General features: G+C 68.7%; 18 protein-coding genes. 4 read left to right on the top strand and 14 right to left on the bottom strand.

What is annotated here, in order from left to right:
- Positions 1–28: 28 nt before the first annotated feature.
- Positions 29–616 (bottom strand): TetR/AcrR family transcriptional regulator, encoded by a 588-nt coding sequence (locus ACFWF1_RS15250; protein ID WP_379287907.1) that lies wholly within the window; start codon positions 614–616, stop codon positions 29–31.
- Between the two features lie 110 nt (positions 617–726).
- On the opposite strand from ACFWF1_RS15250, the gene ACFWF1_RS15245 reads away from it, so the two are divergent.
- Entirely contained in the window at positions 727–1,572 is an 846-nt protein-coding gene (locus tag ACFWF1_RS15245) for an SDR family NAD(P)-dependent oxidoreductase (protein WP_379287909.1), read from the top strand.
- A gap of 136 nt (positions 1,573–1,708) precedes the next feature.
- On the opposite strand, the gene gatA is transcribed toward ACFWF1_RS15245, so the two are convergent.
- Together gatA and gatC are read right to left on the bottom strand one after the other, a co-directional pair.
- Complete coding sequence (gene gatA / locus ACFWF1_RS15240) at positions 1,709–3,181, bottom strand: Asp-tRNA(Asn)/Glu-tRNA(Gln) amidotransferase subunit GatA (RefSeq protein ID WP_379287911.1); 1,473 nt, start codon at positions 3,179–3,181, stop codon at positions 1,709–1,711.
- Positions 3,178–3,477, bottom strand: coding sequence for an Asp-tRNA(Asn)/Glu-tRNA(Gln) amidotransferase subunit GatC (gene gatC / locus ACFWF1_RS15235; protein ID WP_379287913.1), 300 nt, complete (start codon positions 3,475–3,477; stop codon positions 3,178–3,180). Before gatC ends, gatA begins: the two co-directional genes overlap by 4 nt.
- A gap of 519 nt (positions 3,478–3,996) precedes the next feature.
- Here gatC and ACFWF1_RS15230 point away from each other — a divergent pair.
- Positions 3,997–4,647: an amino acid-binding protein gene (locus ACFWF1_RS15230; RefSeq protein ID WP_379287915.1), complete on the top strand. Its 651-nt coding sequence runs from the start codon at positions 3,997–3,999 to the stop codon at positions 4,645–4,647.
- Positions 4,648–4,937: 290 nt separating this feature from the next.
- Here the strand turns inward: ACFWF1_RS15230 and ACFWF1_RS15225 are convergent, their stop codons facing one another.
- From ACFWF1_RS15225 to ACFWF1_RS15215, 3 genes are read right to left on the bottom strand one after another with little or no spacing between them, the layout of a single operon-like run.
- A complete protein-coding gene (locus ACFWF1_RS15225) occupies positions 4,938–5,465 on the bottom strand; it encodes a GNAT family N-acetyltransferase (protein WP_379287917.1) in 528 nt (175 codons plus the stop codon).
- Between the two features lie 52 nt (positions 5,466–5,517).
- Entirely contained in the window at positions 5,518–5,865 is a 348-nt protein-coding gene (locus tag ACFWF1_RS15220) for a hypothetical protein (protein WP_379287919.1), read from the bottom strand.
- Between the two features lie 49 nt (positions 5,866–5,914).
- Positions 5,915–7,159 (bottom strand): ATP/GTP-binding protein, encoded by a 1,245-nt coding sequence (locus tag ACFWF1_RS15215; protein ID WP_379287921.1) that lies wholly within the window; start codon positions 7,157–7,159, stop codon positions 5,915–5,917.
- A gap of 231 nt (positions 7,160–7,390) precedes the next feature.
- Between ACFWF1_RS15215 and ACFWF1_RS15210 the strand changes: the two genes are divergently transcribed.
- Positions 7,391–7,738: a hypothetical protein gene (locus ACFWF1_RS15210; RefSeq protein WP_379287923.1), complete on the top strand. Its 348-nt coding sequence runs from the start codon at positions 7,391–7,393 to the stop codon at positions 7,736–7,738.
- A 149-nt stretch (positions 7,739–7,887) separates the two neighbouring features.
- Here the strand turns inward: ACFWF1_RS15210 and ACFWF1_RS15205 are convergent, their stop codons facing one another.
- The 6 genes from ACFWF1_RS15205 to ACFWF1_RS15180 all read right to left on the bottom strand — a co-directional run bounded on the left by ACFWF1_RS15205 (position 7,888) and on the right by ACFWF1_RS15180 (position 15,529).
- A complete protein-coding gene (locus ACFWF1_RS15205; protein WP_379287925.1) occupies positions 7,888–8,922 on the bottom strand; it encodes an S-adenosylmethionine:tRNA ribosyltransferase-isomerase in 1,035 nt (344 codons plus the stop codon).
- Positions 8,919–9,614 (bottom strand): SDR family oxidoreductase, encoded by a 696-nt coding sequence (locus ACFWF1_RS15200; protein WP_379287927.1) that lies wholly within the window; start codon positions 9,612–9,614, stop codon positions 8,919–8,921. The genes ACFWF1_RS15205 and ACFWF1_RS15200 overlap by 4 nt, the downstream gene beginning before the upstream one ends.
- 97 nt (positions 9,615–9,711) lie before the next feature.
- Positions 9,712–11,826: an NAD-dependent DNA ligase LigA gene (gene ligA / locus ACFWF1_RS15195; RefSeq protein ID WP_379288203.1), complete on the bottom strand. Its 2,115-nt coding sequence runs from the start codon at positions 11,824–11,826 to the stop codon at positions 9,712–9,714.
- A 107-nt stretch (positions 11,827–11,933) separates the two neighbouring features.
- The gene (locus ACFWF1_RS15190) at positions 11,934–12,968 is read right to left on the bottom strand and encodes a methionine synthase (protein ID WP_379288204.1); all 1,035 of its coding nucleotides are present in this window, start codon (positions 12,966–12,968) and stop codon (positions 11,934–11,936) included.
- Between the two features lie 216 nt (positions 12,969–13,184).
- On the bottom strand, positions 13,185–14,300 hold the full coding sequence (gene mnmA / locus ACFWF1_RS15185; RefSeq protein WP_379287929.1) for a tRNA 2-thiouridine(34) synthase MnmA: 1,116 nt from the start codon (positions 14,298–14,300) through the stop codon (positions 13,185–13,187).
- Positions 14,300–15,529, bottom strand: coding sequence for a cysteine desulfurase family protein (locus ACFWF1_RS15180; protein WP_379287931.1), 1,230 nt, complete (start codon positions 15,527–15,529; stop codon positions 14,300–14,302). The genes mnmA and ACFWF1_RS15180 overlap by 1 nt, the downstream gene beginning before the upstream one ends.
- A gap of 339 nt (positions 15,530–15,868) precedes the next feature.
- Between ACFWF1_RS15180 and ACFWF1_RS15175 the strand changes: the two genes are divergently transcribed.
- Positions 15,869–16,216 carry a DoxX family protein gene (locus tag ACFWF1_RS15175; RefSeq protein ID WP_379287933.1) on the top strand — a complete coding sequence of 116 codons (348 nt, stop codon included), beginning with the start codon at positions 15,869–15,871 and terminating at the stop codon, positions 16,214–16,216.
- Positions 16,217–16,274: 58 nt separating this feature from the next.
- Here the strand turns inward: ACFWF1_RS15175 and ACFWF1_RS15170 are convergent, their stop codons facing one another.
- Both ACFWF1_RS15170 and ACFWF1_RS15165 read right to left on the bottom strand, forming a co-directional pair.
- A complete protein-coding gene (locus ACFWF1_RS15170) occupies positions 16,275–17,309 on the bottom strand; it encodes a lysophospholipid acyltransferase family protein (protein ID WP_379287935.1) in 1,035 nt (344 codons plus the stop codon).
- Positions 17,306–18,133 carry a GNAT family N-acyltransferase gene (locus ACFWF1_RS15165; protein ID WP_357377966.1) on the bottom strand — a complete coding sequence of 276 codons (828 nt, stop codon included), beginning with the start codon at positions 18,131–18,133 and terminating at the stop codon, positions 17,306–17,308. Before ACFWF1_RS15165 ends, ACFWF1_RS15170 begins: the two co-directional genes overlap by 4 nt.
- Positions 18,134–18,259: the final 126 nt, after the last annotated feature.

The following is an 18,259-nucleotide window of genomic DNA, read 5'->3' as shown; positions in this document are numbered from 1 at the left end:
CTCCGCGCCGCGATGAGGCGAACCGATGTCAGGGGCGGAGGTGGGCCAGGGCGGCGTCCAGGGCGGCGTCGGCGTAGGACTCGGTGAGGCCGCCGAGGCCGAGAGACCAGCGGCTTTGGATGGGGCCGAGCAGTAGGTCGGTGGCGAGTTCGAGATCCAGATCGGGGCGGAGTTCGCCGGATCGGACGCCTGCGGCGAGGCGGTCGGCGAGGGCGGCGCGTTGGGGAAGCAGGAGGCGTTCGCGGTAGGCCGCGCCGATCTCGGGGTCCTGTTGGATCTCGATGTACATGGCGCGCAGGAATGCTTCGAAGGCCGGGTCGGTGAGGGCGGCGACCGAGCCGCGGAGCAGGGGGCGCAGGTCGGCGGCGATGTCGCCGGTGTCGGGGAGTGCGAGACCGTCCGGGCCGGAGTCGAGTTCGAGCATCGCGTCGAAGACGACCGCGCCCTTGGACGGCCACCAGCGGTAGATGGTCTGTTTGCCGACGCCTGCGCGGGCGGCGATGGCCTCGACGCTCAGTTTCGCGTAGGGCAGGTCGCGGATGAGCTCGGTGGCGGCGGTGAGGATCGCGGCGCGGGCGCGTTCGCTGCGGCGGGCGACGCTGGGAGTGTCGGGCACGTGGTCAGCGTAACACCAACGAGACGATACGTCTCGTATTGACAAGAGTCGGTCCGCTTGGCATTCTCGTTGAAACGAGACGGAGCGTCTCGCGACGAAAGGATCCCCCAATGACCAGAACATGGTTCATCACCGGCGCCAACCGCGGACTCGGCCGGGCCTTCACGCTGGCCGCGCTCGCCGAGGGTGACCGCGTCGTCGCGACCGCTCGCGACCCGCGATCCATGGCCGACCTCACCGATGACCGACTCACTGTGCTGCCGTTGGACGTTCGCCACCACGAGGACGTAATCGCCACCGTGGACAAGGCTTTCGTGCTGATGGACACGATCGACGTGATCGTGAACAACGCGGGCTACGGCCTGGTCGGCGCGATCGAGGAACTCACCGAGGCGCAGATCCGCGACCAGATGGACACCAATTTCTATGGTGCCCTGTGGGTTTCCCAGGCGGCCGTGCCACACCTGCGCGCCCAGGGCTCCGGCCACATCGTGCAGATCTCGACCGTCGGCGCGGTCGGCAGCCTCCCGCTGTTCGGCCTGTACAACGCGAGCAAGTGGGCACTGGAAGGATTCAGCGCCTCGCTCGCCGACGAGCTGCGGCCGTTCGGCATCGCGGTCACCCTCGCCCAGCTGGGTGGCTTCGACACCGACTGGGCGAAGACGAGCATGCGGTTCGGCACCGGACTACCCGCCTACGAAGAGGTACGCACCGGAATCCTCGGCATGCCGGACTACCCGGACCCGAGCGCGCCGCCGCCCGCGACCGACTACGAATCCGAATGGAAGGAGGCCGCACCGGAGGTCGGGGCGGCAGCACTCATCGCCCTGGTCAACGAGACCGATCCACCGGTCCGCAAAATCATCGGCCCCGGCGCACACCAGATGGTCTCGATGGCATTGGACCAGCGTCGTCTGGATTACCTGAAGGACCCCGAATTCACCTGGCCCGCCTGACCATTGGGGTCCACGGCACGCGGTTGCCGACAACTCCAGAGCCTGGCTTCGCAGACCTACGGAGCACTTCGCACAGCCCTCAACAGGTGGAGGGCTGTGCGAAGTGCCCAGCGGGAATGCGAGGTTCGCCGACCTGTCAGGCGATGGGGCCGCGGGCCGCTTCGTACGCCGCACCCACGCGGTACAGCCGGTCGTCGGCCAAAGCGGGGGCCATGATCTGGAAGCCGACCGGCAGGCCGTCGTCCTTGCTCAGGCCCGACGGAACCGACATGGCCGGGTGGCCGGCCAGGTTGGTGGGCAGGGTGCACAGGTCGGACAGGTACATGGCCAGCGGGTCGTCGACCTTCTCGCCCAGCTTCCACGGGGTGAACGGGCTGGTCGGCGAGACGAGCACGTCGACCTGCTCGTAGGCCTTGTCGAAGTCGCGCGCGATCAGCGTGCGGACCTTCAGCGCCTGGCCGTAGTAGGCGTCGTAGTAACCGGCCGACAGCGCGTAGGTGCCGATCATGATGCGGCGCTTGACCTCCGGGCCGAACCCGGCGGCGCGAGTGGCCGCCATCACCTGCTCGGCACTGTGCGACCCGTCGTCACCGACGCGCAGGCCGTAGCGCATCGCGTCGAAGCGCGCCAGGTTCGACGACACTTCCGACGGCATCACCAGGTAGTAGGCCGACAGCGCGTATTCGAAGTGCGGACAAGACACTTCGATCACCTCGGCGCCGAGTTCCTTCAGCACCGCGACGGCGGCGTCGAAGGATTCGAGCACGCCCGGCTGGTAGCTGTCGGAGTGAAGTTCCTTCACCACACCGACTTTCACGCCGCTCAGGTCGCCCTTGGCGCCCTCGCGGGCCGCGGCGACGACCGGCGGCACCGGCACGTTGCGCGAGGTGGAGTCGCGCGGGTCGTAACCGGCGATCACCTCGTGCAGCAGCGCGGTGTCGAGCACCGTCCGTCCGCAGGGGCCGCCCTGGTCCAGCGAGGACGCGCAGGCGACCAGGCCGTAGCGGGAGACCGTGCCGTAGGTCGGCTTGGTGCCGACGGTCGCGGTGACCGCGGCGGGCTGGCGGATCGACCCGCCGGTGTCGGTGCCGATGGCCAGCGGTGCCTGGTTCGAGGCCAGCGCGGCCGCGGAACCGCCGCCGGAGCCGCCGGGGATGCGGGTGGTGTCCCACGGGTTGCGGGTCGGGCCATAGGCCGAGTTCTCGGTGGATGAACCCATCGCGAACTCGTCCATGTTGGTCTTGCCGAGGATCGGGATGCCCGCCGCGCGCAACCGGGTGGTCAGCGTCGCGTCGTAGGGCGACACCCACCCCTCGAGGATCTTCGATCCGCAGGTGGTCGGCATGTCGGTGGTGGTGAATACGTCCTTGAGCGCCAACGGAACTCCGGCCAGCGGCGACGCGGGCGCAGCACCGGAGCCGATCGCGGCGTCCACCGCGGCTGCGGCCTCGAGCGCCTGCTCCCCCGCGACATGCAGGAACGCGTGGTACTCGCCGTCGACCTCGGCGATCCGATCCAGATGCGCCTGGGTGACCGCCACCGAGGACACCTCGCCGCCGTGGATCTTGTCGGCCAATTCGGCAGCAGACAAGCCGGTCAGGTCGCTCATTGAGACTCTCCCAGGATCTGCGGAACCACGAACTTCTGCTCCTCGGCCGCCGGAGCGCCGGACAGCGCTTCCTCCGGAGTCAAGCAAGGCACGACCACGTCGGGTCGGGTCACGTTCGTCGTCGGATTCGGCGACGCGGTGGCCGGGACATCGGCGGCGGCGACCTCGGAAATGGTCCGCACGTGGCTCAGGATCGAATCCAGCTGACCGGCGAACTGATCCAGTTCGGCTTCGGACAGCGCGAGCCGGGACAGCCGGGCGAGGTGTGCTACCTCGTCACGGGAGATGGCGGGCACCGCGGGACCCCTTTCGGCTTCGGTTTCAACAGTGGGGATCGCGTCGCAGGGACGCAATAGGATACGGCCCGTCCGATGAGACATGGCATATCCAACCGGTACAGCCTAGCCACCGCCGCCGACACCACACCGGCCGCCCATGTCTCCCAGCGAGATCGTCGCGCAGGAGATGCCGCCACATCTCGACCCGGCACGGATCGCGACGCTGGGACACAAAGGGATACGGACCAACCGGCCGAACATCGCATATCGGGCGCGGCCTGGCCACAACAGCGCGACACCCGGCGCTCCTGTCGGCGCCCGGCGGTAGGCTAGGCGAGCCGCGCACGGCACTGATTCGTCGATCCGGTTCGGCGACACGGTTTCCCAACTAGTTCGACACGCCGTATTGTCACGAAATCGCCGCGTGGCGTACATCACTGGCCGTACTTCGAGTCGATTACTGGGGCGCGGGGGTGTAAGTATTGCGTGACCCGGGTATCCGTTCAGAGCCTCGGCCGCCCTAGGAAAGGAACGCACGTGTCGTATCTGCTCCGCGTGCAACTTCCGGATCGACCGGGAAGCCTCGGTGCCCTCGCGCTCGCACTCGGCTCCGTCGGCGCCGACATTCTCTCGTTGGACGTGGTGGAACGCGGTGCCGGTTTCGCCGTCGACGACCTCGTCGTCGAGGTGCCGCAAGGCGCGCTGCCCGACACCCTCATCACCGCCGCCGAATCGATCGGCGATGTGCGCGTCGACTCCATCCGCCCATACTCCGGCGTGCTGGACACCCACCGCGAACTCGAACTCATCGACCAGGTGGCCAGCGCCAAGGACGACCGGCTGCAGGTGCTCGTCGACGGCGTGCCCCGGGTGCTGCGCGTCGGCTGGAGCACCATCATCGACATGGGCCCGCAGGGCGCCTACCGCGTGGTCGGCAGCCCGAGTGCGCCGGAGACACAAGCGGGTTCGGCCCCGTGGATGCCGCTGGAGAAGCCCGCCATCCTCGACCCCGAATCCGACTGGGTCCCCGAGATCTGGCGCGACATGGACACCAAACTCGCCGCCGCACCCCTCGGCAACACCGGCAAGGTACTGCTGCTCGGCCGCCCGGGCGGCCCCGACTTCCGTCCCTCGGAAGTGGCCCGCCTCGGCTACCTCGCCGGCATCGTCGCCACCGTCCTCGGCTGACCGTTCGCCAAAAGCGCACGCGCCGAACAGGACACAAGAGCAGAACGAACAGGCCGCCGCGCCCTCATCTCCCACTCGATGACAACTCCCGCAGCGAACGGGACAGCGGAAAGTACGAGAAGCCACGCCCTCATGTCCCGCCCGACGAACGACTCCCGCGGCGAACGGGGACACGGTGGCGGAAACACGAATAGCCACGCCATCATGTCCCGCCCGATGACAACCCCGCAGGGAACGGGACGTGGCGGCGGGAAAGTGCGAGTGGCGGTGCCGTCATGTCCCGCTCGGCGTCAGTTCTCCAGGGCCAGGCGGAGAACGGTGAGGAGTTCGCCTGAGGGGGTGTGCCAGTCGCGGTCGGGGGTTGGGACGAAACCGAAGCGGTCGTAGATGCGGCGGGCGTCGGTCATGGCGGGCATCGTGGTGAGAGCGACCGCGTCGAAGCCTTCTTCCTTCGCGATGTCGATCACGGTGCGTACCAATGCGGTTCCCGCGCCGAGCCCGCGCGCCGACTTCGATACGGCGAGCATGCGGAACTCGAGTTCGCCGGGCCGCGCGATCTCCGCGTACGGCGTGCCGGGGCGAGCGACGGTGAGCGATCCGGCAATTCGATCGGCATGCGTTGCCACCAGGAGCTGTGCGGACGCACCGCGGTGCGCGGTATCGGCCAACTCGGCCGCGTACGGGGTGTCCGGACGGACGAACCCTTCGCCGACATAGACCTCGACGGTGAGCTCACCGATTGCCGCGTACTCGTCCGGGCGGGCCGTCCGAATCACCAGACCCGCCTTCTCGGCACCGATACCTGCCTTCGCATCCATACCAGGCATCGTGCCATCCGACGTAGCACGGTCTACGTCACACATGCCTTCGTCAGGACCCGAAGCCCGGGCGGGCGCCCGGATGCACGATCCGCCAGCGTTCCGGCTTGCCCGCCGGATATTCGACGGAGAGGAGATCGCCGATCGACGGCCAGGCGTTGACGTCCCAGGCGAAGCGGCCGTAGACCACGGCGCCCTGCACCGTCGGACCGGTCACATTGCCGGTGATGGTCACGAACTGCTCGCCGACCAGGTCGTCCGGCCGCGGGCTCACGCCGGTGACGTAGAGCGTGCCTGCCTCGCCCTGCGCGGGCCGGAAACTGCCGCGGCCGCGCAGATAGACCGCGACCACCCCGACGAGGGCGACGATCATGATCAGCAGCATTCCGAACTCCAGCATTGCCCCATGCTATTGCGCCCGGCAGGCAACCTCGCGCACCCGCCGGTCGCTACACCGTGGCGAGCTCGCTGGTGCCGTGCTCGGTGCGGCGGACCTGCCAGACCACACTGCGGGTGCGCGCGGAGCGCCCGTTGCCGCGATCGATCAGGGCGCGATTGTTCGTGGTGTAGATCAGTTGGGCGCCACGGGAATTGGTTTCCGGGTTCTGGAACAACTGGATCAGCCGGTCGGTCTCCTCGGCGGGCAGCTGCGCGCCGATGTCGTCGATGGCGAGCACACGGCCGGAGTCGAGGGCGTCGAGCATGGTCGGCAGCACGCGCAGCAGCGACTGCGTCGCGGCGGATTCGTCGGTGATATCGAACGCGTTGGTGATGCCGTCGTGCACCAGGCCGAGGCCGACACCGCGCCGGGCCACCATCCGCGCGTACAACGCGTCCCTGGCGGCCTTCAGGTTGGTCAGCTCGCGCTCGAGCAGCACGGGTGTGAACCCGTTCTCCTGCAGCAGCCGGTCGGCGAAGTCGGGCGAGGTGGCGCACAGTTCGATCTGCTTGCCGAGCGCGGCGATGTCGGCGTCCAGGTCGCGCAGGTAGTCCGCGTACATCGGATCGTTCTCCGCGATGAGCAGATCGGTGATGCCGAGTTCGGCGGTGCGCAACAGCATGAGCAGCCGCGCCGCGTTCTCCGGCGACCGGGAGAGGTGCCCGCCGAGCCGGTGCGCGATGGCGGCCGGGTCGGCCGGACCCAGCTGCACCTCCAGCATCGACTCGAACCAGCGGTAGGCGGGCACCAGCGCGTCGGCGTACATCTGCCCGGCGAGGCTGAGCAGCAACGCATTCGGGCGCACCAGCGGCACCAGCGCGGCGATCCCGTAGCGCGCCGCCTCGAACATCGGCCCGATCTTGATCTGTTCGCCGTTGCGCTCGAACACGATTCGCTTGCGCGAGCGCGGCTGGGTGTAGAGCCACTCGGCCGTCACGTCGGCGTTGTCGAGCCGGAAGCCGTAGGTGTAGGGCACCCCCTCGGCGACGAAGCCCGCCACGAATTCCGAAGGGCGGTCCGGGAATCCGAGATGCGGCGAGCGGGCCGGGCCGGCGTAGGGATCCCAGCCGGTCACCGAGTTCAGCACCGCGTCGCGCATCTGCCCGAGCGCATCGATCAGGTTCGTCTTGCCCGCCGCGGCGGCACCGTGGATGGCGGTCACCGGTACCGCGACCGGTCCACCTCCCTTGGTCAACCGCAATTCCTGCCCCTCGGCCAGCGATCTGTGATTGGTCACCTGAAAACTGCGCAGCATCCCGACATCCTTTCGTCCCCGTCGGCACGCCGCGACAGCAGGGCTTACCCGTGGGTACCGTGGCAGGCACGAAAAGGATTGATAGCCAATGCGCATAGGGCGAGCGTTGATGGTTGGTGCGGGCTGATCCCCCGACAAAGACGCTGGTTACGGGTTAGCATGCTGGACGCCACGACTTGTTCGTGTGCCGTTATTGCTGGAAACGTTCGAAACTGATGGGTAACGATTGGTATGACGGTTCGTCGTCTTGTAGTCCGAAGCTCCGTCGCCGCCGCCATCGGCTTGGGGTCGATAGTGGTCGTCGCGCCGCAGGCCGTCGCCGAGACCTGCCCGGACGGCTCTGCTCGCATCTTCTTCGCCAATGCCGAACCCAGCTGTCAGACGGGGAGCGCGAGCTACAGCGCGGAGACGATCTCGAAGGTGTGCTCGATGACCGGGGCGAATGTCGTCGCCGAGGCCACCTACCTCAACTCCAGGAAGAAGCCGGTCACCACCCGGCTCGACCTGAGCAACGGCACCTGCGGACGATTCGTCATCGCGGGCCAGCAGAGCGCCACCGTCTCCGTCACGCCCAACTGACCGCTGCGGCCCGCTGTTCCGCACACCACCTCGGATCATCAGTCGCCAACGCGCGCGATTCAGTGTGCCGCGCACGGAATTGCCAGCAATTTCGTGCGCGCGAGGCGACAACGTGCGCCCCGTGGGCCGACGACGTCGCTGAAGCCGGCTCAGCGTCTGCGCAGAAGTAAGGCGCTGTCGCCGAACTCGTGCCAGAGGTATCCGGTGTTCAACGCCGCCGAATAGGCCTCGTGGACGGTGTCCGCACCAGCCACCGCTACCAGCAGGTCGAGATGCGAAGCGCCGGGGGCGTGCCAGCCGGTGATCAGCCCGTCGACCACCTGGGCCGGGCGATCGTCGCCGAGGACCAGTTCGGTCCAGCCGTGCGCCGGATGAACACGGCCTGTTGCGTCGGCAGCCGTCTCTAAGGCTCGGGTCACCGTGGTGCCGACCGCGATGATGCGACCGCCCGCGGCCCTCGCGTCGTTCACCGTGCGGGCGGTCGAATCCGAGACGACGAAGCGTTCCGGACTCGGTGGTTCGCCCGCCTCCGGCGAGGACACTCCGGTATGCAAGGTGATCGGCGCGATCCCGACACCGGCCGCGATCAGATCGAGAACTAGACGCTCAGTGAACGGCCTTGCCGCGCTGGGCATTTCCGCACTGCCGGGGATGCGACCGAAGACCGTCGAGTAGTACGACGCGGACCATCGTTGCGATACATAGGAATAGGTGATCGGGTAGCCGTAAACCTCCAGGAGGCAACGCGGATCGGTGGTGACGTCGACGACCCACAGGCGACGCGCACCGGCCAGCCAAGGTTCACGAAGGGTGGCTCGCGCACCTTCCGGCAGCTGAATGATCATTCCTGCCGAAAGCTCGTGCGCGGGATAGGGAGTGCGTGCGGTGGTGCGCACCTCCACCACCCAGCCGCCGTCGTCCAGCCAGGTCGCGAAGTGCAGGGCGATCGGCTTGTCCGCCATCCGGCCATCGACGGCCGCGGCGAGCGTTGCCGAATTGTTCACCACCAGAAGGTCGCCCGGCCGCAGGTGCCGCGGCAGTTCCCGGAACCGCGCGTGGGTGAGACGATCCCCGGCGACCAGCAGGCGGACCTCGTCGCGGGCCAGGCCGCGCGCCTCCGGCGGGGCGACGGCATTGCGTTCGGGTGGCAGAACGAACGAGCGCTGCGCCAACGTGACCGTCATGAGGCGCGGCCCACCGCGAAATCGCTTGCGGCATAACGCGCGTTCTTGGGTTTCTCGTCCAATAGTCGCAGCAGCGCGGGCACTACCGTGTCGGGTTCGGGCCGGTCGGAGATGTCGTCGCCGGGGAAGGCCGCCTGGTGCATCTCGGTCCGCATGTCGCCCGGATCGAACGCGTAGATGGACAGTTCGGGATGCTCGGCGCCCAGGATCGCGGTGAGCTGATCGAGCGCGGCCTTCGACGAACCGTAACCGCCCCATTCGGGATACGGCTCGACCGCGGCATCCGAGCTGATGTTCACCACGCTGCCGCCCGGCGCCAGCAGCGGGAGCGCGAACTGCAGTATCGCGAGCGGGCCGAGGACATTCGTCCGGTAGACCAGTTCGAGCTCGTCGAGCGGATAGTCGGCGAGCCGGACCAGCGGGCTCGGCCCGAGCCTGCTCGCGTTGTTCACGACCAGCGTGAGTTGCCCAGCGCCGCTTGCCGTTTCGGCCAGCAACGCGCGATGCGCCGGGTCGGTCACGTCGCCGGGTATCGCGATGAACGCGGTACCGAGTTCCTCGGACACCCGCGCCAATCGTTCGGCCCGGCGGGCGGTGCCGATCACTCGCCACCCGCGTTGCACGAGTGCGCGACTGAGCGCCAGCCCGAAGCCGGCGGACGCGCCGGTAATCAGTGCGGTGGGACGAGCCATGAGAACCTCCTGGTAGTTGCCTACCCGTCCATCCTCATACCTGAAGTGAAGTTCAGGTCAAGCACTGTTTGCCGACGGGCGAATCCCGCTAGCTCGCTTACTCTTCCGCTGCGGCGTCCTCGCTCGCCGCGGCGGGCGTCACCGCCTCCGGACCGGACTCCAGCAACAATCGGAACCCGTCCTCATCGAGGATCGGCACGCCGAGCTCCTCCGCCTTCGCGGCCTTCGTGCCCGGCGAGTCACCGATCACCACGAACGCCGTCTTCTTCGACACCGACCCGGCGGCCTTACCCCCGCGAATCAGGATCGCCTCCTTGGCACCGTCACGCGAAAACCCTTCCAGCGAGCCGGTTACCACGATCGACAGACCCTCCAGGGTGCGCTCGATGGACTCGTCGCGTTCGTCGGCCATCCGCACGCCCGCATCGCGCCACTTGTCCACGATCTCGTGATGCCAGTTGACGGTGAACCATTCCGCGACCGCGGCGGCGATGGTGGGTCCGACGCCGTCGGCGGCGGCCAGTTCCTCGGCCGAGGCCTCCTGGATCCGATCGAGGCTGCCGAATTCGCGGGCGAGCACCCGGGCCGCGGTGGGGCCGACGTGCCGAATGGACAGCGCGACCAGCACCCGCCACAGCGGCCGGCTCTTGGCCGTGTCCAGGTTTTCCAGCAGCCGCTTGCCATTGGCAGACAGTTCGCCGTCCTTGTTGACGAACAACGTGGTGGTGAGCAGTGTTTCTTCATCCAGGTCGAACAGGTCACCCTCGTCGGTGATCGCACCCGACTTCAGCAGATCATTGGCGGCCTCATAGCCGAGCGACTCGATATCGAACGCGCCGCGACCGGCGACATGGAACACCCGCTCGCGCAGCTGCGCCGGACAGTACTGCTGGTTCGGGCAACGGATGTCGACGTCACCCTCCTTTTGCGCCGCCAACTCGGTGCCGCACGCCGGGCAGTGCGTCGGCATCACGAACTCGCGCTCGTCGCCGGTGCGCGCGTCGACGACCGGGCCGAGCACCTCCGGGATCACGTCGCCCGCCTTGCGGATGGTGACCGTGTCGCCGATCAGCACGCCCTTGCGCTTGACCTCCGAGGCGTTGTGCAGGGTGGCCATCGACACCGTCGAACCCGCGATGGAGACCGGTTCCATCACCGCGAACGGGGTGACCCGGCCGGTGCGGCCGACGTTCACCTCGATGTTCAGCAGCTTGGTGGTCGCCTCTTCCGGCGGGTACTTGTAGGCGATCGCCCAGCGCGGGGCCCGCGAGGTGGTGCCGAGGCGGCGCTGCAGCGCCATCTCGTCGACCTTGATCACCTGGCCGTCGATCTCGTGCTCGATATCGTGGCGGTGCACGCCCCAGTACTCGACGCGTTCGATGACGGCGTCGATGCCCCGCACCAGCTTGGTGTGCTCGGACACCGGCAGACCCCACGCGGCCAGCGCGCGATAGGCCTCGTGCTGCGAGGCCGGGCTGTAGCCCTCGATGCGGCCGAACCCGTGGCAGATCATCCGCAGCCTGCGGCGTGCGGTGACCGACGGGTCCTTCTGCCGCAGCGAGCCCGCCGCGGTATTGCGCGGATTGGCGTACGGCGGTTTGCCTTCGGCCACGATCGCCGCGTTGAGCGTCTCGAAATCCTCGAGCCGCATGTATGCCTCGCCGCGAACCTCCAGCAGCGTCGGGAGCGGGAATTCGTCGGTCGGCGTCAGCTCGCCGGGGATGTCCTCGATGGTGCGGGCGTTGAGCGTGACGTCCTCGCCGGTGCGCCCGTCGCCGCGGGTGGCGCCGCGCACCAGCCGCCCGTTCTCGTAGACCAGGTTGAGCGCGACACCGTCGATCTTCACCTCGCACAGATAGTGCAGATCGGTGCCGGTCTCCACCTCCACCCGGGTCGCCCAGGTGCGCAGTTCGTCGAAGTCGAACACGTTGTCCAGCGACAGCATCCGCTCGAGGTGATCGACCGCGGTGAAGTCGGTCGCGAACCCGCCGCCGACCAGCTGGGTCGGCGAATCCGGGGTGCGCAGATCGGGATGCGCGTCCTCCATCGCCTGCAGCTGCCGCAGCAGCGTGTCGAACTCACCGTCGGTGATGATCGGAGCGTCGCGCACGTAGTAGCGGAACTGATGCTCGCGCACCTCGTCCGCCAATCGCTGCCACTCGACGCGCTGCTCCGCCGTCGCCGGGGCCGCCGCGCTCGCGTCCTTGTTCACCGCACCGCTGTCACTCACCCAACGCACATTAGCGGAGCCCACCGACATCTCCCGGCAGTGTTCGCGCACGTCGCGGCACTGAATGGCGGCGAGGCCCGGCGAGCGGGTCAGGCGATGCCCGACGGCTCCTCGAAGGTGAGCGAGTCAGGGTCTTCGGCGTAGGCGCGGGCGACCTCGGCGGCCAGGCTGACGGCCTTGCGAGCCCAGGTCAACGGCGCGTTGCCGAGACCGCAGGCAGGGCTGACCAGGACCTGGGCAGCCAGGGTGGTGCGGGCGAAGCCGAGGCGGTCGATGAGACGGACGCCGGGTTCGGCGATATCGCGCCAGGTCGGCGGGACGGCGGGGGCGGTGGTGGGGACCAGGCCGAGAACCAGATGTTTGCCGGCGTCGAGGATTTCGCCGATGCGGTCGAGGTCGCGGGTGGCGATGGTGGCGATGTCGAATCCGATTGCGGCGGCGGCACTTCGGCGGAGGAAGGCGAGAGCGGGCGGCTGGGCGCAGCTGTGCACGAGCACCGGCGCGGACTGCGTGCCGATGACGGAGTCCAGGATGGCGAGGGCTTCGGGTTCCGGCATCGAGCGGACGCTGTCGAGCATGCTGACGCCGCTCAGCGAGCCTTCGAGGACGGCGGTCAGCGACGGTTCGTCCAGTTGCAGAACGACTTCGGCGCCGAGTCGCTTGCGGACCTCGGCGACATGGTTCACCAGGCCCTCGGCGAGGGATTCCGAAAGATCGCGCAGCGCACCGGGATCGGTGACGGCGAGGTGCCCGCTCGGCAGCTCGACCTGTGCGGCGAGCGTCAGCGGACCGGCCACCTGCAGCTTGATCGGGCGGCCGGAGCCTGCCAAACCAGCTGTCTCCCAGGCCTCTTCGAGTGCGTCGAGGTCGCCGCGGAGCAGATCGCGGGCCCGCCGCGACACTCCCCCCGGCCGTGGCGCGAGCCGGTATCCGCGGGTGGTGGTGTCGAATCGCATGTCCACCAGCAGCGCCGACATCCGGCCGATCATGTCCGCGCCCGCGCCGCGGCTCGGAAGTTCCGCCAGGTGTGGCAGATCCGGCAATTCGCCGAGCACGGTGGTGGCGGCCTCGCGGGCGTCGGTGCCCGGCCAGGAACCTACGCCGGTGGCGATGCCGCCGCGCAATCCGCTCGATGCTCGCTGGTCCTCGGCGTCGCTCGCTCGGTCGATTTCTGTGCCTTTCGCGTTCTGGTACACCGTTGTCCGCTTCCTCAGTCGATCGTGGTGCGCGCCACCGGAAACCCGGTCGCGGTCAGATCAGTGTGCGCGGCAGGTTCGCCGACCGGCCGCGCGGTGAAGGACAGCGCGGGCCCGCAGTAACCCTCGCACCTCGGCGCGGGTTCACCGCGTGGCGGCGGACTCCACGTCGCTGTCGATCGCCACGCTGTCGGTGCCAGAGATGGTTCCGCTGCCGATCACCAAGTCCCCCAGCTCATCCGGGCGATACAGCACGACCGCCTGGCCGCGCGCGACACCGGTCAGCGGCTCGCGCAGCCGGACCGACAGTCCCGCGCCGACCGCCTCGGCAATCGCCGGCGCCGTGCCACCGTGCGCGCGCACCTGTACGACGCACTCGATCGGCCCGTCCGGTGCGGCACCGGAGGTCCAGATCGCGCGCTCCGCCTCGATGCCCCACACCTGCAGGTCCTCGACCGAGCCGACCCGGACGGTGCCGGAATCGGGATCGATGCCGGTCACGTAGCGCGGCTTGCCGTCGGCGGCCGGACCGGGCAGCCCGAGTCCCTTGCGCTGACCGATGGTGAACCCGTGCACGCCTTCGTGATCCGCGAGCTTCTGACCGTCGGCATCGACCACGGCACCCGGCCGGATGCCGATCTTCGCGCCGAGGAACGCCTGGGTATCGCCGGACGGAATGAAGCAGATGTCGTGACTGTCCGGCTTGTTCGCGACGGCCAGCCCACGCTCGGCGGCCTCTTCGCGGATCCGCGGCTTCGGGGTGTCACCGACGGGGAACATGGCGCGCGACAGCTGCTGCGCGTTCAGCACCGCGAGCACGTAGGACTGGTCCTTGTCGGCGTCGACGGCCCGGCGCAGCACGCCGTCGTCGAGCCGCGCGTAATGACCGGTGACCACGGCGTCGAAGCCGAGCGCGAGCGCGCGATCGGCCAGGGCGGAGAACTTGATCTTCTCGTTGCAGCGCAGGCACGGGTTCGGCGTCTCGCCCGCCGCGTAGGCGGCGACGAAATCGTCGATCACGTCTTCCTTGAACCGATCGGCGAAATCCCAGACGTAGAACGGGATACCGAGCACATCGGCGGCCCGCCGGGCGTCGCCCGCGTCCTCCTTCGAGCAGCAGCCACGCGACCCGGTCCGCAACGTGCCCGGCGACGCGGACAGCGCGAGATGCACGCCGACCACCTCGTGGCCGGCGTCGACCGCACGTGCCGCCGCCACCGCCGAATCAACACCACCACTCATCGCGGCAAGTACTCGCATCAAACACCTCCCTTCGCACCGGCCAGGCCCGCGGCCCTGGCCCGATCGACAACCTGGGGCAGGACACCGAGCAGCGCGTCCACATCGGCGCGAGTCGAGGTGTGCCCCAATGAAAATCGCAGCGACCCGCGGGCCTGCCACTGTTCGACACCCATCGCGATCAGCACGTGGCTCGGCGACGCGACACCCGCGGTGCACGCCGATCCCGTCGAACATTCGATCCCCGCCGCGTCCAGCAGCATCAGCAGCGAATCGCCTTCGCAGCCGGGGAAAGTGAAGTGCACGTTGCCGGGGAGCCGCCGCTCGCCAGGCGCGCCGTTGAGCACCGCGTCCGGTTCGATGGCGAGTACGCCGTCGATCAGCGCGTCCCGCAACGCGGTCAATTCCGCAGTGCGGGTGGGCAGTTCGATCGCCGTCTGGTGCAGCGCGGTGGCCAGGCCGACCGCGGCCGCGGTATCCGAGGTGCCGGAACGCAGGTCGCGTTCGTGCCCGCCGCCGTGCAGCAGCGGCACGCACGGCACCTGCCTGCCGAGCAGCAGCAGGCCGACGCCGTGCGGCCCGCCGACCTTGTGCCCGGCGAAGCTGGCCGCCGACAGCCCGCTCGCGGCGAAGTCGATCGGCAGCTGCGCCGCCGCCTGCACCGCGTCGCTGTGCATGGGCACGCCGAATTCCTGTGCCACGGCGGCCAATTCGCCGATCGGCTGGATGCTGCCGACCTCGTTGTTCGCCCACATGACGGTCACCAGCGCGACGTCGTCGGGATCGGCCGACAGCGCGGCCCGCAGTGTGCGTGGCGACACGACGCCCTCGGCGTCCACCGGCAGCCAGGTGACCCTGGCCCCTTCGTGCTTCTCCAGCCACTCGACCGCGTCGATCACCGCGTGATGCTCGACCGAGCTGACGATGATCCTGGTCCGGCGCGGGTCGGCATCCCGACGCGCCCAATAGATGCCCTTGACCGCCAGATTGTCGCTCTCGGTCCCGCCGGAGGTGAAGATGACCTCCGAGGGCCGGGCGCCCAGATCCGCCGCGATCGACTCCCGCGCCTCTTCCAACGTCCGCCGGGCCACGCGACCCGACCCGTGCAGCGACGACGCGTTACCCGCCATCCCGAGCGCAGCCGTCATCGCCTCGATGGCGGCAGGCAACATCGGAGTGGTGGCCGCATGATCGAGGTAGACCGTATGGGCCGCCGCACCGTGGACCGGACCCGCAAAAGCCGCCTTCATGACCAATAAAGCCTATCCCAGCCTTGACCTGCGCATCTTGGGGGTGCCCCCTCGCTGCCTACGTTTATCTTCGACTCACCCACGATGCGCAACAGGCCGACCGTCTTCCGGTATTCCCGAAACCCGCGTGTCCGCGCCCTCTGCCACCGTGTCCCGAACCCGGCGATCGCCGCGCCGCCCGGCTCCTCGCAGCAGCGGTCGGCCTGACCGGCATCTCCCCCGAATGAGACCTGCGTCTCGCTGGGATCGACCGCGCGGATCGGTGTCACACCTGCGACGGCCGCGTCGTCTACCAGGCAACCAGGCAGACACGCTGCTGAAAGAACAAAGGATTGAACAATGAACATCGCTTACTACATCGTCGGTGTGGTCGCTGCTCTGTCGATCGGGTTCTCGGGGTACTCGCTGGCTTCGCAGAAGCAGTTCGTTGTCGAGCCGCTCGAGCAGTACGGGGTGCCGCAGGCGTGGTGGAACTGGCTGGCCCTGGCGAAGTCGGCGGGCGCGCTCGGTTTGATCGTCGGCTTCTTCGTGCCTGCCATTGGGATTGCGGCCGCGGTTTGCTTGATCGCGTACTTCCTCTTGGCCTCGGCGACCGCCATTCGGGCACGCTCGTACCAGACTTCGATCTTCCCGGTGCTGTACCTGGTCCCGGCCGCCGCCACTCTGGCGTTGCAACTCGCTCGGTAGTGCGCAGGACGAAGCAGCCGCAGGCAATTGCCTGCGGCTGCTTTGCGTTTGTGACTGCTCAGACAGTTTCGACCCGGCGGCCGCGGCCGCGCAGGATGGGGCGAATACGGCGGGGCGGCCTGCGGACCTCTGGTGCGTCCGAGGCGACCGTTGGGTCCTGGACGCGGGTCTTGCCCGCCTCGATCCAGACCGTGGCGTCGAGCGCGCCGTGGCGGGACTGTTCCGCGCCGCGGATCGCGGCCTCGCAGCGGCGGGCCAGATCGCGGCGATCGGTGCCGGGCTGCTGGACCGTTTCGAGCACGACCTCGGCGACCATGCCGCGCGAGCGCAGCACTCGGCGGGCGGACGAGGCGAAGGTGTCCTCGCCGACGAAGCCGGGGACCGTGCACTGGACGCCGTGCCGATCCAGGTAGCGCAATCGCACCGGCTGGACCGGAGTCTCGGTGTCGACCGCCGCCTGGAAGAGCGCGGGCCGCATGCTGCCGTAGGCCCGCCCGCACCAGGTGGTGCCCTCGGGGAACACCGCGATCCGCTCGCCCGCGGTGAGCCTGGCGCCGACCTGTGCCACCACACCGGGCAGCGCGCGCAGCTTTTCCCGTTCGATCGGGATTACCCGCATCAGCGTGGCCAGCTTGCCGAGCACCGGCCAGTCGACCATGTCGGCCCGGGCGACGAAGCCGAGCGGCTGCACCGCGGCGAGCGCGACGATATCGGTCCAGCCGATGTGCCCGACGACGACCATGACGCCGGTACCGGACGGCCCGTAAACGGCGGGCGCGGTGCTGCCCTCATCGACAGCACCGCGCTCGTTCGGGTCGATCCGGCGATCGACGACCCGCAATTCCATACCGAGACAATTCAGCAGCGTGCGCGCGTAACCGCGCTGTAGACGTTCCCGCTTGCCTTGTGGCGTAACCAGATTCACCATCGGGAAGCTGACGAGCAGCCCGGCGACGCCGAGCAGCCTGCCGAGCACCCGGCCGGTGCCGACCTGGTCGATCGACTCGATGCAGCCGGGCCCACACGGGCTCGACGGCATCCACGCGTGTGCGGTGGCCTGTGCGGGCGGCGCGTCGAAGACCACGGTCCTCACCGCCCCCCGTCGAAGGTCGCGGCGGCGTCTTGTAATCGGTTCAGGTAGCGGGTGTTGATGGTGTCGAGCCCGAGGATGGCGACGAAGTCGGCGACCCCGAAGTCCGGGTCGTGCGCGGGCTCGCCGCAGATCTCCGCGCCGAGGCGCAGGTAGCCGCGCAGCAGCGGCGGCAGCTTGGGGCGGGCGGGCGGTGTCATGTCGTCGAGGGTCTTGCCGTCGACGACCACCGGGCGAATCGGGTGCACCCGCTGTTCCGGATCCGAGGCGTGCCTGCCGAGCAGCAGGTCGCGCACGCCGCGCACGTTCACGCCGGGTTCGTCGGCGGGGCTGTCCTGCATCGGCACCGAGACGCAGCCCATCACCCAGTCGTAACCGGTGAGCTGGATGTAGTGCAGGATGCCCGCCCACATGAGCGTGAGCACCGAGCCGTTGCGGTGGTCGGGCACCACGCAGGCGCGGCCCATCTCGACGATCCGGCGGCCTGCCGGATCCAGTTGGGAGAGATCGAATTCCGTGGCCGTGTAGTAACCGCCCGCCGCGGCGACCTTGTCCGGCGGCAGCATCCGGTAGCAGCCGACGAAGTCTTCGGTCAGGTCGTCACGGACCAGCAGGTGATCGCAGTGCTCGTCGAACCGGTCGGCGTCGAGGCCGGTGCCGTTGTCGGGGATGTGGAATCCCGGCTCGCTCGCGAACACTCCGTAGCGCAGTCGCTGCGCCGCCGCGCGGTGCTCTGCGTCGGACGAGACGACCAGCGAGTACCGTGACCGTTCCACCCCGGAGTCCGTCGAGCGCGCCGGGGCTGTCAACACGGACGTAATAGTCATATCGTCAATGAACCCAGCCGGACACTGCGCTGGAGCAACCCCGAAGTGTCCCCGCGATGCCGGTTCGGTGAACGAGATGATGATCACACCGACCGTTCACCGGACCGTCGCGCCCCGTTCGCGCCC

The sequence above is a fragment of the Nocardia sp. NPDC060255 genome (assembly GCF_042727395.1).
In the GTDB taxonomy this organism is placed as follows: Bacteria; Actinomycetota; Actinomycetes; order Mycobacteriales; family Mycobacteriaceae; genus Nocardia.
The sequence above is the reverse complement of the archived record's forward strand: the minus strand, read 5'-3'. Positions and strand labels throughout refer to the sequence as shown.

Excerpts from the sequence above, each read along its gene's own strand:
- ACFWF1_RS15215 (WP_379287921.1), bottom strand. The coding sequence starts at position 7,159 with ATGCTGCGCAGTTTTCAGGTGACCAATCACAGATCGCTGGCCGAGGGG.
- ACFWF1_RS15165 (WP_357377966.1), bottom strand. The coding sequence starts at position 18,133 with ATGACTATTACGTCCGTGTTGACAGCCCCGGCGCGCTCGACGGACTCC.
- ACFWF1_RS15180 (WP_379287931.1), bottom strand. The coding sequence starts at position 15,529 with ATGAAGGCGGCTTTTGCGGGTCCGGTCCACGGTGCGGCGGCCCATACG.
- ACFWF1_RS15210 (WP_379287923.1), top strand. The coding sequence starts at position 7,391 with ATGACGGTTCGTCGTCTTGTAGTCCGAAGCTCCGTCGCCGCCGCCATC.
- ACFWF1_RS15220 (WP_379287919.1), bottom strand. The coding sequence starts at position 5,865 with ATGCTGGAGTTCGGAATGCTGCTGATCATGATCGTCGCCCTCGTCGGG.
- mnmA (WP_379287929.1), bottom strand. The coding sequence starts at position 14,300 with ATGCGAGTACTTGCCGCGATGAGTGGTGGTGTTGATTCGGCGGTGGCG.
- ACFWF1_RS15245 (WP_379287909.1), top strand. The coding sequence starts at position 727 with ATGACCAGAACATGGTTCATCACCGGCGCCAACCGCGGACTCGGCCGG.
- ACFWF1_RS15200 (WP_379287927.1), bottom strand. The coding sequence starts at position 9,614 with ATGGCTCGTCCCACCGCACTGATTACCGGCGCGTCCGCCGGCTTCGGG.
- gatA (WP_379287911.1), bottom strand. The coding sequence starts at position 3,181 with ATGAGCGACCTGACCGGCTTGTCTGCTGCCGAATTGGCCGACAAGATC.
- ACFWF1_RS15175 (WP_379287933.1), top strand. The coding sequence starts at position 15,869 with ATGAACATCGCTTACTACATCGTCGGTGTGGTCGCTGCTCTGTCGATC.
- ACFWF1_RS15205 (WP_379287925.1), bottom strand. The coding sequence starts at position 8,922 with ATGACGGTCACGTTGGCGCAGCGCTCGTTCGTTCTGCCACCCGAACGC.
- ACFWF1_RS15225 (WP_379287917.1), bottom strand. The coding sequence starts at position 5,465 with ATGGATGCGAAGGCAGGTATCGGTGCCGAGAAGGCGGGTCTGGTGATT.